This is a genomic window from Arthrobacter sp. EPSL27, from assembly GCF_001512305.1.
Classification (GTDB): Bacteria; Actinomycetota; Actinomycetes; order Actinomycetales; family Micrococcaceae; genus Arthrobacter.
The window spans coordinates 1-14977 of sequence record NZ_LNUT01000002.1; the positions used below are offsets into that span (position 1 = coordinate 1).

Sequence of the window (14977 nt, forward strand, 5' to 3'; positions counted from 1 at the left end):
GACATGAGCGGCTTCATCGCATGGGCCGGGGTCTGACATGGCCGAGTGCGTTCCCCTGGATGTCATCTGTCAGGGCGGCAATGCGGTTTCCGGGATGCTCGACGACGCCATTGGCAATTTGGCGAAGTCGATCATGGAGGGCATGAGCCAGATGGTGACGACGCTCTCCACTTTCTGGGTGTCCATGCCCACGGCCAACCTCGCATCCCAGGACGGGCTCACACCCAGTCCAGTGGTCGGGTTCGTCAACTCCGAACTGGGCTACTGGACACTGGCTTTGGCAGTTCTGTCGGTCATCCTTGGGGGCACCCGGATGATCTGGGAGCAGCGCGGAGCGCCGTTGAAAGACCTGCTCCGGTCCCTGCTGACCCTCACGCTGGTGACCGGCCTCGGACTGGCCGTGATTTCCATTCTGGTCATCGCTGCCGATGCGTTCTCGGCCTCGATCATTGACCGGGCAACCGACGGCAAGGGCTTCGCCCACGCGATGGCCATCCTGGTGATGACGAACCAGACCGGGGTCGGGGTCTTCATCCTGATCATCCTGGGCCTGGTGGGTTTGCTCGCCTCGCTGGTGCAGATCGTCCTCATGATCGTTCGTGGCGGAATGCTTGTTATCCTCGCCGGCATCCTGCCGACCACGGCTGCGTTTACCAACACCGAGATGGGACGGCAGTGGTTCCAGAAGGCCGTCGGCTGGACCATCGCTTTCATTCTTTATAAGCCTGCCGCGGCCATCGTCTACGCCGTGGCGTTCAAGCTCATGGGGTCCTCGGGCGGCAATGTCCTGCTGGGATCCATTACCGGTTTCGCGCTCATGATTGTTGCGCTGCTGGCGCTGCCGGCATTGATGCGCTTCGTCACCCCGATGGTGGGAGCTGTCGCTTCCGGTTCCGGCGGGGGAGCAGGAGCGGCGGTGGGGGCCATGGCTACCGGTGCCGTGTCGATGGGCCGCCCGGGGAGTGGACGCGGCAACGCGTCCCCAATACCGGGCAGCCAGCCCGGCCAGGCGGGCGCCAGCGCACAGGGCAGCAAGGCCGGCGGCGGCAGTAACGGCGGCAACGGCAAACCCACCCCTGGCTCAACGGGCCCCGGCGGGGCGCCCGGCAAAGGCACCACCGGAAGCGCCACCACCGCCGGGGCAGGCACCTCCAGCTCAGTCGCAGGAGACGGCGCAGGTTCCGCCGGTGCAGGCGCTGCGTCGGGAGCGGCGAAAGCCGCGGGCCCGGCCGGAATCGCCGTCGCCGCAGGAGCACAAGCAGCGTCAAAAGCCGCGTCGGTCGCACAACAAACCGCGCAGGATTCAACCGGCCAATCAGGAACAGTGGAGGGCCCCAGTGGCAGCAAGTAATACCGAATACAAGGAACCGTCCTACGGCAACTGGCGCGTTCCACGCTCCGCAGGGCTGGGAAGCCTGGGCGCGATCGGCACCGGCATTGTCATGACCGGTCTGCTGGCCGGCATCATCACCTTCGCGTTTCTTGGCCTGCTGCCGGGCCTGAGCGTTCTGGTCGTCGCGGGTTTGCTGGTGCTGCTGCTGACGCTCAAGGACAAGCATGGTCAGTCTGTCGTGGACCGGTTCGCGACGCGGATGAATTTTCGTCTCGCCCGTTCCGGCGGGACCAACCTTTACCGTTCCGGCCCGCTCGGGGTCACCGGGTGGGGGGTGTTCCAGCTTCCGGGCCTGGCCGCGAAGTCCCGGCTGTACGAGTTCAACGACTCCTACAACCGCCCGTTCGCCATGCTTCACGTCCCCACCACGAACCACTTCACTGTGGTCTTCTCCACCGAACCGGACGGGGCTTCCCTGGTGGATCCGGAACAGGTTGACGCGTGGGTCGCTAACTGGGGCGGCTGGATCGCCGGCCTCGGGGATGAAGCCGGGCTGGAGGCCGCGGCCGTGACCGTGGAGACCGCACCGGACTCCGGTTACCGGCTGCGCAACGAAGTTGAAATCAACATCCACCCCGACGCCCCGGAGGCCGCGAAGGCAATCCTCCGCGAGGTTGTCCGCACGTACCCGGAAGGCTCGGCCACCGTCCGGGCCTGGGTGTCCCTGACCTTTACCGCCGCGCTGCGCACCGGTTCCCGGAGGCGCGAACCCGAAGACGTCGCCCGGGACCTGGCATCCCGCATCCCCGGGCTCGGTGCCCGGCTGCAGGCCACCGGCGCCGGCATCGCCCGGCCGATGTCGGCGCAGGAACTCTGCGAGGTCGTCCGGATCGCCTACGACCCGCCCGCGGCCTTGATCATTGATGAAGCCCACGCCGCCGGATCCCCGGTCGCCCTCACCTGGGGCGAAGCCGGACCCTCTGCGACGCAGGCGGGCTGGGATGACTACCGGCACGACGGGGCGTTCTCTGCCTCCTGGACCATGACCGGCGCCCCGCGCGGGTCGGTAAATTCCTCGGTCCTTTCCCGGCTGCTGGCCCCGCACGGGGACATCGACCGCAAGCGCGTTTCCCTGCTCTACCGTCCGATGGATTCGGCCCGGGCCGCCGCCGTCGTCGAGCGGGATCAGAACAACGCGAACGTCCGCATCAGCTCCGGAGGCCGTCCGTCGGCCCGCGCCTTGGTCGATGCCCGCTCCGCCGCGCAAACTGCTCAGGAAGAAGCCCAAGGTGCCGGTCTGGTGAACTTCGGCATGGTCGTCACCGCCACCGTCACCGACCCCGCCCGGCTCCCCGATGCGGTCGCGGCCGTGGAGCAGACCTCCGGCACCGCCCGGGTGTTGTTGCGCCGTGCCTACGGTTCTCAGGACACCGCGTTCGCCGCGTCCCTGCCGCTCGGGCTGGTCCTGCCCAGGCACATCCTGCTGCCCACCGAGATTCGGGAGGCCCTCTAAATGGGACACTTGCTGCCGCTGGGCAAAATGACAGTAAAGACAGCAAAGACAGTAATGACTGCATTCCGGGCAGGCGGTACGCAGGTCGGGCCGAGGTATTCCAGGGTCCGCGGGCGGGTTCCCGGGTCCCGTGGCTGGGGCGGGCGCGGGGGAGGGGCTGCGGCCCTGGTCCCTGCGGTGCGTGAATACCGTGGGACCACGGTGCAGGTCTGTGGGCTGTGGCCATTCAGCTCAGGCACGTCCTCGCCCATGGTCGGTGTCCCGCTGGGCCGGCACGAGGAAACCCAGGCCACGGTTTGCTGTGATCCGATCAGCTGGTTTCAGCGCGCCCACCTGATTTCCAATCCCTCCGCGTTCGTCCTCGGCAAGCCGGGTCTGGGCAAGTCCACGCTCGTGCGCCGCATGATGCTGGGCCTGTCCGGCCAGGGTGTCCACCCGCTGGTGCTCGGGGACCTGAAGGGCGAACACGTGGACGCCATTAGGGCCATTGGCGGGCAGGTCATCGAACTCGGTCGCGGACGGGGCTACCTGAACATCCTCGATCCGGGGCAGGCCATTGAGGTCGCCCAGCTCCTCGAGGAGCGCGGTCACCACGAAGCGGCCGTCCGGGTCCGGGCCGATGCCCACGGCCGGCGCCTGAACATGGTCGTTTCCCTCATCACGATCAGCCGGAACAGCCCGCCCACGGATCAGGAACAGACCATTTTGGACCGTGCCCTGCGCGTCCTCGATGACTCCTTCGACGGTGTTCCGGTCCTGAAAGACCTGCTCGAGGTCATCATCGCCGCCCCGGGCGAGCTGCGCCAGGTCGCGCTGGATCGCGGGGACATGACGGTCTATCTGCAGGAGACCCGGGCGCTGGAGGCGACCCTGCTCGGTCTGACCGGGGGAGGGAAGCTCGGGGAGATCTTCTCCCGGCACACCACGAACCCGATGCGGCGTGACCGGGCCGTGGTCTTCGATGTCTCCAGCATTGACGAGACCGAAACGGACCTGCAGGCCGCTGTGCTGCTGGCGTGCTGGTCCTACGGTTTCGGCACGGTCAATGTCGCCAATGCCCTCGCCGACGCCGGGTTGGAACCGCGGCGGAACTACTTCGTGGTCCTGGACGAGCTCTGGCGGGCACTGCGCGCCGGCAAGGGCATGGTGGATCGGGTGGATGCCCTGACCCGTCTCAACCGTTCCGTGGGCGTCGGGCAGGTCATGATTTCCCACACCATGTCCGACCTTCTGGCGCTCCCGGCAGAAGAGGACCGGATGAAGGCCCGCGGCTTCGTTGAACGCTCCGGCATGGTCATCTGCGGCGGACTCCCGGCCTCGGAGATGCCGCTGCTGGCCGCCGCGATCCCGCTCTCGCGGCAGGAACAGCAGAAGCTCATCGGGTGGCAGGATCCGCCGGCCTGGGACTCCCGCGGCGGCGACGTCGAACCTCCCGGGCGCGGGAAGTTCCTGATCAAGGTCGGCGGCCGCCCCGGCATCCCCGTCCAGATCGGCCTCACCACGATCGAGGCCTCCCTGAATGACACCAACAAGCGCTGGCACGCTCCGGCAGAATCCCTGGCCGAAGCCACCGCTCCGGTCCAGGAAGAGGGTGCAGCATGAGTGCTCCGAATCGGAAGGGTACCGGGCTCGGGGACGGGCTGGGGATCTGGCTGGCCATCGGAGCAGCTGTCGTCATTGGGGGCGGGGCCTGGGTCTCGGCACATCTCGGATCGTCGACGGCCGGGATTGCCTCGCCTCCGGCCCACCCGATTGATCTGGTGGCCGGCCTGGTCAAGGGCCGGGTGCCTTGGCCTGTGCAGTCCACCATCGTCACCTGCGTGCTCCTCGGAATATTGGTTGCCCTGACAGTGACCGTGGTGGTGGTCCGCGCCCGTTCGGCGCATAAGCGCACCCGGGTGGATAAGGCCGCCGTCCACATGGGCCGCGGGAAAGACCTTGATCACCTGGGCACCAAGGGGGCTACGGCCACGGCCGTGCGTCTTGGCGTGGAGAACTCCACCGGGGTGCGGCTTGGCCGCAGCGTTGCCGGGAAGCGCCCGCTGTGGGCCTCCTGGGAGGACATGCTGATCCTCATCGCCGGTCCCCGCACGATGAAGACCACCTCCTACGCCGTCCCGGCAATTCTGGATGCACCCGGCGCGGTGATCGCCACCTCGAACAAGCGTGACATCGTGGACGTGACCCGCCCGATCCGGGCTGAGGCCGGCGCTGTGTGGGTCTTCGATCCGCAGGCCGTCGCCGAAGAGGACCCCACCTGGTGGTGGAATCCGCTGTCCTACGTGAAGAACGAAGCGACGGCCGGGAACCTGGCCCAGCACTTCGCCAACGGCTCCCGGGAACCCGGGACCAAACCGGACGCGTACTTCGACCCGGCCGGGCAGAACCTGCTCAAAGCCTTCCTGCTCGCCGCCTCCCTCGACTCCGCCCCGGTGACACAGGTCTACACCTGGCTGACCCGCCCGCACGATGAGGCCCCCGCAGAACTGCTGCGGGCCGCCGGCTATGACCTGCTCTCGGACATGGTGATGGGCCACATCCGCGAACCGGAAAAGCAGCGGGCCGGCGTCTACGGCACCGCCCGGCAAATGGTTTCCTGCCTGACCGACCGAGAGGTCAGCCAATGGGTCACGCCCCTGCGCGACACGACAGTGGACACCGACCCGCGGCCGCAGTTCGTCCCCGAAGACTTCGTGCGCGGCAAAGGAACGCTCTACAGCCTCTCCCGCGAAGGCGTCGGCACAGCCGGCCCCCTCGTTACCGCCCTGACCGTCGCCGTCGTGGAAGCAGCCGAAAAGTACGCCACCTCCCAGCCCGGCGGCCGGCTCGCCATCCCGCTGCTCGGGATCCTCGACGAGGCCGCGAACGTCTGCCGCTGGAAGGCCCTTCCCGACCAGTACAGCCACTACGGCTCCCGCGGGATCATCCTCATGACCATCCTGCAGTCCTGGTCCCAGGGCGTGGAAGTCTGGTCCCTGGAAGGCATGCGGAAACTCTGGTCCGCGTCGAACGTGAAAATCTACGGCGGCGGCGTCTCCGAAGTCGCCTACCTCGATGAACTCTCCCGCCTCATCGGCCAATACAGCTACATCAACGTCTCCCGCAGCCACAGCAAACACGGGTCCTCCTCCTCCCGGCAGGAAAGCAAAGACGAAATCCTCTCCGTCGCCGACCTGACGGCGCTGCCCCGGTTCCGGGCCATCCTGCTCGCCTCCGGCGCCCCGGCCACCATGATCGAAACCATCCCCTGGATGAACGGCCCCCACGCCCAGAAGGTCAAAGACTCCCTCGCCACTCCGGAGAAAGTCGTTCGCGAGCCCGCAGCCGTCCCTGCGGGCAACCCCTGGATAGACGGTCACCGGCTGTGAGTGAGGAGTTCGGGGACGCCTTCCACGACGAGGTTCAGTCCACAAGTGGTCACAGTCATGACGAGCATGAACCGAAGCTGGTGTACTCCAGCGCCGTGGAGTTCTTCGCAGATCTCCTGGCCCAGTCCTACGTGCGGGAGGTCAACGAGGGCGCGGCCTTCGTGTGGTGCGCCGAATGGTACAAACACCCCGAAGCCCTGATCAGGATGGAGGCCATCTGGCGCGCCTGGGAACACCTCCGGCTGGAACCCGCCCTCGGCGTCAGCACCTGGTGGCTGAACCACGCCGACCCGCACATGCGCGTCCTCATGGACAAAGAAGGGCCCTTCAAGAAATGCGCCTACGACGGCCATAAACCTGCACGCGCCGCGGGCCTCGCAGCGCTCCCGCACACGGAACCGGAGACCGGCATCTTCGGCTAGAGACCACCAGCGGCCACCACACAAAACCCTTCCGGGAAGCTCTTTAGGATGGAACGCATGACCGAACCGCGCGACCTCGCCCTCCCCACCGGCTACACCACTCTCCTCGGCGAGCTCAAGGACCGGGTCAGGGCTGCACGCACCACGGCACTGCGGACCGTCAACACCCAATTGATCGAGCTGTATTGGTCCATCGGCCGGACGATCCTCGAACGCCAGGACGTGGAGGACTGGGGGAGCGGAGTAATCGGCAGGCTGGCGGATGACCTGCGGGCAGAATTCCCGGAGATGAAGGGATTGTCCCGGCGCAACCTGTTCTACATGCGCGGGTTCGCGGCCGCCTGGCCGGATCTAATTGTGCAACAGCCTGTTGCACAATTGCCTTGGGGCCACGTCACCGTGCTACTGGACAAGGTTGAAACCCCGGAACAGCGTTCTTGGTATGCCTCCGCCGCCGTGGAGTACGGCTGGTCCCGGAACGTCCTCATGAACATGATCATGAGCAAAACTCTGGAACGCACCGGAGCAGCGCCCTCGAACTTTGTGCAACAGCTTGTTGCACCAGATTCAGAGCTGGCCCAGCAGGTTGCCAAGGATCCCTACAACTTCGAGTTCCTTGGTCTCTCCGGGGAAGTCGCCGAACGCGACCTCGAGAACGCTCTGACCAGCAGGATCACCGAGACGCTCCGCGAACTCGGCCCCGGATTCTCTTTCGTCGGCCGGCAGGTCCACTTCGACGTCGACGGCGACGACTTCTACGTGGATCTTCTCTTCTTCCACATCGAACAATCCCGCTACGTCGTCATCGAACTCAAGACCGGCAAGTTCCAGCCCGAATACGCCGGCAAACTCAACTTCTACGTCGCCCTCGTCGACGACGTGCTCCGACGCGGGCACCACAACGAGACCATCGGAATCCTCATCTGCGGCAGCAAGAACGACCGAAGCGTCCGGTACAGCCTCGGACGCTCCACCTCGCCCATGGCCGTCGCCGCCTACACCTACGACAAACTCCCCCCGGCCGAACAACAGGCACTCCCCGATGAAGGACACATCGTCGCCGCGCTGGAATGGGCCGAACCCGACGCGAATACCGAAACACCAGCGGGAGATGCCTAAGCCGCCGCTCCGGTAGCGCACAGCCGGCCGTGTTCCGGGCAGAAATCCGTCCTGGTTTCTGGCCAGGAACCGTGGAGGTTGGTCTGGCTTTCCGCCGCGACCGGCCCGTCCCCGTGACAGGGGAATATCAGGGGCTTGGTGTATGTTGCAGTCCCGTCAGTCAAGAACACCAGAAAAGAGAAGCGCCTTAGTGGCAACCGATTACGACGAAGTACGTTCCGACGTCAAGGAATCCCAGGACCGCTCCCTGGAGGCACTGCAGTCTGCCAACGCCCCGGATCCCCGCAGGGTCGTCCGCGAGCTGGACGAAGCCGACGCACTGGATGAGGCGATGACACCCGGCGGCGAGTTCGTCGCCGAGGAACTCATCGTCCAGGTCATCCCGCAGGCCGCGGATGAGTTCACCTGCAACTCCTGCTTCCTGGTCCGGCACCAGTCCCAGCTCGCACGTGAAAAGAACGGTCACTCCTACTGCATCGAGTGCGAGGGATAAGGCAGTGCCGCGCACACCCTGAGATGCCTCTCGCTCACCTGCCGTCGAAGTCTCCCTCCGAAATTGTCAGATTGAAATCTATGACCTTCTCAAGTCTGTGTCTGGAAACGGCGGCTTGGACCCTAATCTGACAGCCATTCGGAGGCGTGCCTGACGTCAGGTTGAGGTGTACCCCAGTCCGACCCCGGCTTTCCCCGGCGACGCAGTTTCGGTACCGCACTTAGGTGCTGCAGAAGCCGTTAGACAGCAAGAGCCGTCAGGGTGCCGAGTGACTCCGATTCTGCCTTTGATACGTCCGCTTCCTGCCCCGCAATGCCACCGCTACGTTCATGCCTGCCGGTTTCTCTGAGGTAGTTCATTCTGGCCGCGATGAAGCCTTCCCGACGGACCTGAATCACGCGTACAAGGCCTGGCCGCGGGGCAATATGCTGCAGACTCTGATCCGGGCGCAGAGGAGAGCCGGTGCCCTCGGCTGCCAGCAGCGCTGCCCCGACGGCTGGAAGGTGCGATTCTGCGCTCACCTGGATCGGGGCGCTGAACATGTCTGCGGCGAGCTGAATGAAGGCCTCACCATCGCTCACATCACCGGCCAGGAGGATTTGCTTTGCTGAATCCTGGGGAAAACTTTCCAAGATCAGCTTGTCGGCAAAAAGGACGCCTTCGACAGCCGCCCAGGCTGCTGCCACTTCGTCCGTATCAGCGTTCAGGCCCAAGAATCCTGCCTGCGGGGTGTCCATCCAGAAGGGGCCCCGTTCGGCGCGCACGTGCGGTATGAAAAAGGGCGCCCGGGCGATGGTTTCGGGTCCAGCTTCCATGGCCCGGTTCACCATGTTGGGAACGGCATCGCTTCCCGTTCCGTAGCCTAGCGTTCGAGCGGCGACAGCCAGGGCGAGACCGCCATTGCAGACTCCATGCCGCAGCCACTGGTTCGGCCGGATATAGGCACGCTGCAGATGGAGGCCGTCCTTTGTGGGCGCCGTGTCATGGTCGGTGATGACGTGGGTGGTGCCGAGGGTGAAGAGGCGGGTCTTGCCCTGGTCGATGCCAGCGGCGAAGGCGGCGCAGGCCGTGTCCCCTGCTCCAACGACCACCGGAACCCCGGACTGCAGGCACAGCGCCTCTGCGGCCTGATCCGTCAGTCTGCCGAGGGTAGACAGCGAGGCCTGGACAGGGGGCAGAACCTTGGCGGGAATTCCGATGCGCTTGGCCAGTCCTTCCTGCCACGTCCAGGCACCGACTACGTCGAACGCGCCGAAGTAGGAAGCCTGCGTGGGGTCCATGGCGAAGTTGCCTGTCAGGCGGTGCCCGATGTAGGTGCCGACCGACCCAAGAACATGGAGGTCTTGGGCTGCCACCGGCTCCTGGTCCTGCAGCAGCAGATACGCGGCAGCCATGAAGGTGGCCGGGGTCACCCTGTTTCCGAGCAACTCCGCCTCTGCCGGGGACAGCTTGGACCGGATCGTCTGGACGATCCCGGGCAGGCCGGGCGCCTCGAAGCGGTACCCGGCGCTGAGGTGGCGGCCTATTCCGTCCAGCGGCACTCCAACCGGAGAATGAACCGATATGCCTATGCCTGCGAGCTCAAGGTGCGCCGCGTCCAGCGCTCGGCACGCCTCCTGAACGCTGCCCCACCAGGAAACGGGGTCCACACGGCCGGACTCCAGCGGCAGCCCCACGATGTGGGGAGCACGGACCCGGCGCAGCGGGACGCCCGAATCGGTCAGTACGACCGCCTTCGTGGCGGTCGTACCGACGTCGATGCCGATGAAGTGCCTGGTCATGGTCCCGTTAGGACAGGTGCTTTGCGGCCACGGAGGCTGAGACGCCCTCGTGCACGATCGCGCGCAGGGCTGTGATCATCTTGGCCGGATCCTCTGCGCCCCAGACGTTGCGGCCGAAGGTGAGGCCGGCCGCGCCTGCCTGCATGACCTTCTCCGCCATCTCGAGGACCTCCAAGTCGGTGTCGGCCTTGGCGCCGCCGGCAACCATGACCAGGGCCGGGGTTCCGGCCACAACCTCGGCAAAGCTTTCAGTGGAGCCCGTGTACCAGGTTTTGACGACGTCGACACCGAGTTCCGCTGCTGCGCGGGCCGCGTAGAGCACAGATTCGGCGCTGCCTTTGCGGTCACCCCAGAGTTCCCCGCTGGGGTAGGCGTGGCAGACGGTCGGCATGCCCACTTCGGCTGCACGTTCCACTGTTGCGGCCAGCATTTCCAGCATCTGCGGCTGGACGGAGGAACCGGCGCTGATGCCGACGGCGACGGCGTCTGCGCCTAGTCGGACGGCGTCGTCCACGCTGCCGATTGTGGCGTCCAGGGTCGGGTGGAAGTCCACTGAGAACGAGGAGGCCTTAAGGATCCACGGCAGCGGCTCGGCGTCATGGCCGAGCAGGGCGGCGCCGATGCCCCGTGTGACGGTGATGGCGTTGGGGTGTCCTGCCTTGACCGCGCGGTAGGTGTCCTCGATCCGGGCAAGCTGGGGGGAAACACCCCGGGGGACTGCCTGATCCAGGGCGACCACGAGGGCTTTTCCAGTGGTTCCGAAGAGACGGCGCAGACGGATGGCACGTCCCAGTGCGCTGGTGACGCCGATGGGGTTGAAAGCGGTGTTTTCGAAGGACATCTTGGGTTCTCCTCTTGGACTAAACGGTTGCGGGGTGTGGGGTCGGACTGAGAGCGAGCTTGTTCAGCTGACTCGAGCGGAAACGCCGACCCTCAGGTCGCGGCCCGCCTTTGCTGCTTCAAGGGCGCCGACGGTGTCATCGATGCTGAGCGTGGTGGTCACGAGATCATCAACCTTCAGGGTGCCGTCGGCAACGAGTGATGCGACGTATTGGAAATCTGACAAGTGGCAGGAGGAACTGCCGACGAGGGAGTATTCGTTGTAGTGCACCTCGTTCGCCGACACCTGGAGTGTGTCATTGCCCGTTGGGAAGCCTGCGAAGAGATTAACCTTCGCACCGGGGGCCAGTGCGCCGAGGTAGGGCTCGAAAGCGTCGGCCCTGCCCACCGCGACCACCATGGCGTCCACCCCGGCATCGCCGGTGAAATCCCGGATTGCGGAGACAACGCCGTCTCCGGGCGTCAGGGTCAACTGGGCGCCGGAAGCGGCCGCCACCAGGAGCCTCTCTTCCGAGGGGTCAACGGCAACAATCTGCTCCACGCCGATGGCTTTGGCGAGCCGGATGTGCATAAGGCCCAGAGGGCCGCATCCGGTGACCAGCAAGGCCTTGGCGTTGTGCGCGTCAATAAGTTTGAGCCCGTTGTAGGCGCAGGACATCGGCTCGATGACCGCGGCGCTGTTCGGTTCCACGCCATTGACCTTGACCAAGTTCTGCAGGGCCGCTGCCGGGATGCGGACGTACTCCCCGAAACCGCCCGGAAGCTGGTAACCGAAGGCGATACGGTTCCTGCAGATGTTCGCCTTGCCTCGTGTACAAGCGACGCACTCGCCGCAGGGCACCAGTGGGTACACGGCGACGAGGTCCCCGATGGCCAGGCCGTCTGGCAGGTCCCCGTTGCTTTCGGTGATGGTGCCCGAGAACTCATGGCCCATCACCGTCGGGTAGCTGACGTTCTTCTTCTTGGTTCCTTCGTAGATGCGGATGTCTGTGCCGCATACAAGGGCTGACTCAACCCGCAGCAGGCAGTCCCCTGGCTCAAGGGCGGGTATTGGTACATCAACGATGTCCATCTGCATCGGGGCGGAAAGGATTGCTTGCTTCACAAAACGGCCTTTCAGTTCTATGGGAGGGCGCAACAAGTCACCCCTCGGCGTGCCTGTGTCTAAGAGTTGCCTGTACTTACGGGTTGGTAGTTCGGTTCACACTGTTGCCTCAGTTGCCTGTGGGCTCAGCTGGCCTTAGCGTCCTCGTCGGTGGCTTCCAGTTCCACCACGGAAAGGTCAAAGTTTCTTGCTTTTTCAAACGGCCTGAGCGCGTCCCGGCCGGCCGCGTCATCCGTGATAATGGTGCAGCGGTCCGGCAGAGGAGCCCAGTAGGTTGACCAGTCCGCGTTGAGCTTGGATGAGTCAGCCAGGACTACTGTCCGTCGTGAGTGCAGGGCCATCAGGGTTTTTAGGCTGTTCTGCTCGAGCGTTCGGGAGGACATTCCCCGGTGGGCGTCCAGGCAGTCCGTGCCAATGAAGGCTATATCGGCATGGACGCTGCGAACGACAGATTCTGCGATCGGTCCGATGGTGGACTGATTGGTGGGCCGGAGCGAACCGCCCAGCGCTATGGCGTGGATGTCTGTATCAGCTTCAGCAAAGACGTTCAGCGCGTTCAGCCCATTGGTTAGGACCGTTAGGCCCGGGATCCTGGCGAGATAGCGGCTCAGCTGGCCCGTCGTCGTTCCGGCATCGAGCAATACGGTGGCTCCCGGCTGTACGAGTTCCGCCGCCGCCCGGGCGATGGCGTCCTTGGCGGGAGCATGAGTGACCTCCCGTTCCCGCAGGGTCTGTTCTGCACGCAGGTTCCCGATGACCGCGCCTCCGTATGTACGGGTGATAAGCCCGTTCTGACTCAGATAATCGAGGTCACGCCGGACGGTTGCGACAGAGACCCCAAAGTGCCGGCTGAGGTCTTCTACCTGGATGCTCCCGCCATTGCTTCTGATCTGCTCCAGGATCAGGTCGCGGCGCTGTCCGGCGCTGCCAGCTTTCTCAATCATCATGACCCCTTTGTTGGAAGTGCTTCAATGATTACATCGCTCACCAGTTTGCGTCAACCGATCATTGTGGATGAGTGCGCGGTTTGCTCATTAATTGCTTCAAAACTTCTACAAACCTCTTGACCGCGGCGAGTCGTGAGCGGTCTAATCATCTGAGGCGTCTCGGAACTACTGAATCGCTCACCTGCAGTACGGAGTTTCAAGGAGGTAAACATGAGAGATTCGCTCAACTACTAGTGGGCCCAGCATGAGAAATGTGAAGTGGATCTCAAAAACCTCTTGTATTCGAAATACGGTATACCGCATACTCGAAGCCATGGAGTCAATGATGATGCCAATCCCAGAGCGCAAGCTGAGTTCCCACATGTACCGGGAGCTGGAAACCGCGATCGTGGAGTGCTCCTTGCCCCCCGGCACGGCCCTCAGCGACCGTGAGCTTGCGCAGCAGTTTGGAGTGTCAAGGACGCCCGTCCGGGACACTCTCCACCTTCTCGAATCGTCAGGGCTCGTGGAGCGGGGGCAGCGGACCGGCTGGGCAGTAACCCAGATCAGGCTCCAGGACGTCCTGGAGCTCTACGAGCTGCGGGCCCTGCTTGAGCCGGCCGGGCTGGGGCGGATTGTCAAATGGGAGGACGGCGCGCTTTCAAAGGTCTCTTCCATGTTCGACGATTTTGCTATCCCAATGTCCCAAGGCGACGTGGAGCGATATCTGGTCCGTGACGATGAATTTCACCAGTTGATCATCAAGGCAACAGAGAACTCGCAGCTGACCCGGGCCTATTACGTGGTGGACCGTCAACTCGCCCGTTGTAAGCGCTTTGTCTCTTACCAGGACGACTCGCGGCGGGAAGACAGCCTTCGTGAACACCGTCAGGTATGCGAGGCCCTGGGCAAGCGCGACGAGGGAGCGGCCAAGACGGCGCTTCTCGAGCACATCAGTACCGCTAAAGAGGCGCTCACCGCAGCCATCAAAGCATCCGTCCCCCTGTCCCTCTAGGGCAGGAAGCCAGCAAGAATTCAAAGGAGAATCAGATGCCCAAGCGCATCCTGGCCGCCGCAGCTGCGGCCGCCACACTTGCCGTCACCGCCGCACTCACGGGCTGCGGAGGGACAGCCGGCGCCGGAGGAGCGTCCGCCACAACCATCCGTCTCGGTGTGGGTGACCCCGCAGCCTCCTCCGTGGGCGTGACCGCGAAGCACTTCGCCGAAAAGGTGTCCGAACTCAGCGGCGGCAAGGTCAAAGTTGAGACTTACCCTGACGGCACCCTCTTCGGAGGCGACCAGAATGCCGCCGTAAACCTGCTGGGAAATGGCACGCTGGACTCCACCATCATCTCGACGTCGGTCTACGCATCCTTCGAGCCGAAGATGAACGCCATTAGCCTTCCCTATCTCTTCAAGGACGTGGACGAGGTCACCAAGTATTTGAAGGGCGAGCCTGGACAGGAACTTCTGGGATCCCTGGAAAAGCAGGGAATCAAGGGCGTCGCAATGCTGACCCGCACTCCCCGCCACACCACCAACTCGGTCCGCCCCATCACGCAGCCGGAGGACTTCAAGGACCTGAAGCTCCGCGTTCCACAGAACGACCTGTGGGTGAAGTTCTTCGGCTCCTTGGGCGCCAACCCCACGCCGATGGACTTCAAGGAGGTGTACACGGCCCTGCAGCTCGGCACCATTCATGGACAGGAAAACCCACTGGAAGTGCCGGTCAACAACAAGTTCTTTGAAGTCCAGGACTACCTCTCCCTGACGGGCCATATCTCCGACGGCTACGTCCTCGGGTTCAGCAAGAAGAAGTGGGACTCCTTCAACGAGGAAACCCGTAAGGTCCTGCAGGAAGCTGCAGACGAGACGGCTGGCTTCAAGACCAAGTACGACAACGATGAAGCCGCCAAGACCCTCGAGAAGCTGACGGCCGAAGGCGTGAAAATCAACGAACTGACGCCGGAAGCCAAGGCGAAGTTCCAGGAGGCAGCGCAGAAGGTCTACCCGGAGCTCGAAGGCAAGGTCGGCAAGGAATTTGTTGAGTCAAGCCTCAAGTTCCTCAGCCGGTAAA

The 14977-nt window shown here is 64.3% G+C and carries 13 protein-coding genes; 9 read left to right on the plus strand and 4 right to left on the minus strand.

Going from position 1 to position 14977, the window contains the following annotated elements; genetic code table 11:
• Positions 1-37: 37 nt before the first annotated feature.
• From AR539_RS01205 to AR539_RS01235, 7 genes are all read left to right on the plus strand, one after another.
• Complete coding sequence (locus AR539_RS01205) at positions 38-1351, plus strand: hypothetical protein (RefSeq protein ID WP_066431651.1); 1314 nt, start codon at positions 38-40, stop codon at positions 1349-1351.
• Positions 1338-2846, plus strand: coding sequence for an SCO6880 family protein (locus AR539_RS01210; protein ID WP_066431654.1), 1509 nt, complete (start codon positions 1338-1340; stop codon positions 2844-2846). Before AR539_RS01205 ends, AR539_RS01210 begins: the two co-directional genes overlap by 14 nt.
• Before the next feature lie 54 nt (positions 2847-2900).
• Positions 2901-4448, plus strand: coding sequence for a helicase HerA domain-containing protein (locus AR539_RS01215; RefSeq protein WP_066431663.1), 1548 nt, complete (start codon positions 2901-2903; stop codon positions 4446-4448).
• Positions 4445-6214 carry a type IV secretory system conjugative DNA transfer family protein gene (locus AR539_RS01220; RefSeq protein WP_066431665.1) on the plus strand — a complete coding sequence of 590 codons (1770 nt, stop codon included), beginning with the start codon at positions 4445-4447 and terminating at the stop codon, positions 6212-6214. The genes AR539_RS01215 and AR539_RS01220 overlap by 4 nt, the downstream gene beginning before the upstream one ends.
• Positions 6211-6636 (plus strand): DUF4913 domain-containing protein, encoded by a 426-nt coding sequence (locus AR539_RS01225; protein WP_197410524.1) that lies wholly within the window; start codon positions 6211-6213, stop codon positions 6634-6636. Before AR539_RS01220 ends, AR539_RS01225 begins: the two co-directional genes overlap by 4 nt.
• A gap of 57 nt (positions 6637-6693) precedes the next feature.
• The gene (locus AR539_RS01230; protein ID WP_066431667.1) at positions 6694-7755 is read left to right on the plus strand and encodes a PDDEXK nuclease domain-containing protein; all 1062 of its coding nucleotides are present in this window, start codon (positions 6694-6696) and stop codon (positions 7753-7755) included.
• A gap of 190 nt (positions 7756-7945) precedes the next feature.
• The gene (locus AR539_RS01235; RefSeq protein ID WP_066431669.1) at positions 7946-8248 is read left to right on the plus strand and encodes a DUF4193 domain-containing protein; all 303 of its coding nucleotides are present in this window, start codon (positions 7946-7948) and stop codon (positions 8246-8248) included.
• A 239-nt stretch (positions 8249-8487) separates the two neighbouring features.
• Here the strand turns inward: AR539_RS01235 and AR539_RS01240 are convergent, their stop codons facing one another.
• From AR539_RS01240 to AR539_RS01255, 4 genes are all read right to left on the minus strand, one after another.
• Positions 8488-10029: a xylulokinase gene (locus AR539_RS01240; protein WP_066431671.1), complete on the minus strand. Its 1542-nt coding sequence runs from the start codon at positions 10027-10029 to the stop codon at positions 8488-8490.
• 7 nt (positions 10030-10036) lie between these two features.
• Positions 10037-10870, minus strand: a complete 834-nt coding sequence (locus AR539_RS01245) for a class I fructose-bisphosphate aldolase (protein ID WP_066431674.1) — start codon at positions 10868-10870, stop codon at positions 10037-10039.
• A 63-nt stretch (positions 10871-10933) separates the two neighbouring features.
• Positions 10934-11974: a zinc-dependent alcohol dehydrogenase gene (locus AR539_RS01250; RefSeq protein ID WP_066431676.1), complete on the minus strand. Its 1041-nt coding sequence runs from the start codon at positions 11972-11974 to the stop codon at positions 10934-10936.
• A 125-nt stretch (positions 11975-12099) separates the two neighbouring features.
• Positions 12100-12921, minus strand: coding sequence for a DeoR/GlpR family DNA-binding transcription regulator (locus AR539_RS01255; protein WP_066431679.1), 822 nt, complete (start codon positions 12919-12921; stop codon positions 12100-12102).
• Positions 12922-13234: 313 nt separating this feature from the next.
• On the opposite strand from AR539_RS01255, the gene AR539_RS01260 reads away from it, so the two are divergent.
• A complete protein-coding gene (locus AR539_RS01260; protein ID WP_066431682.1) occupies positions 13235-13915 on the plus strand; it encodes a GntR family transcriptional regulator in 681 nt (226 codons plus the stop codon).
• Between the two features lie 35 nt (positions 13916-13950).
• Entirely contained in the window at positions 13951-14976 is a 1026-nt protein-coding gene (locus AR539_RS01265; protein WP_066431685.1) for a DctP family TRAP transporter solute-binding subunit, read from the plus strand.
• The last annotated feature ends 1 nt before the right edge of the window (position 14977 follow it).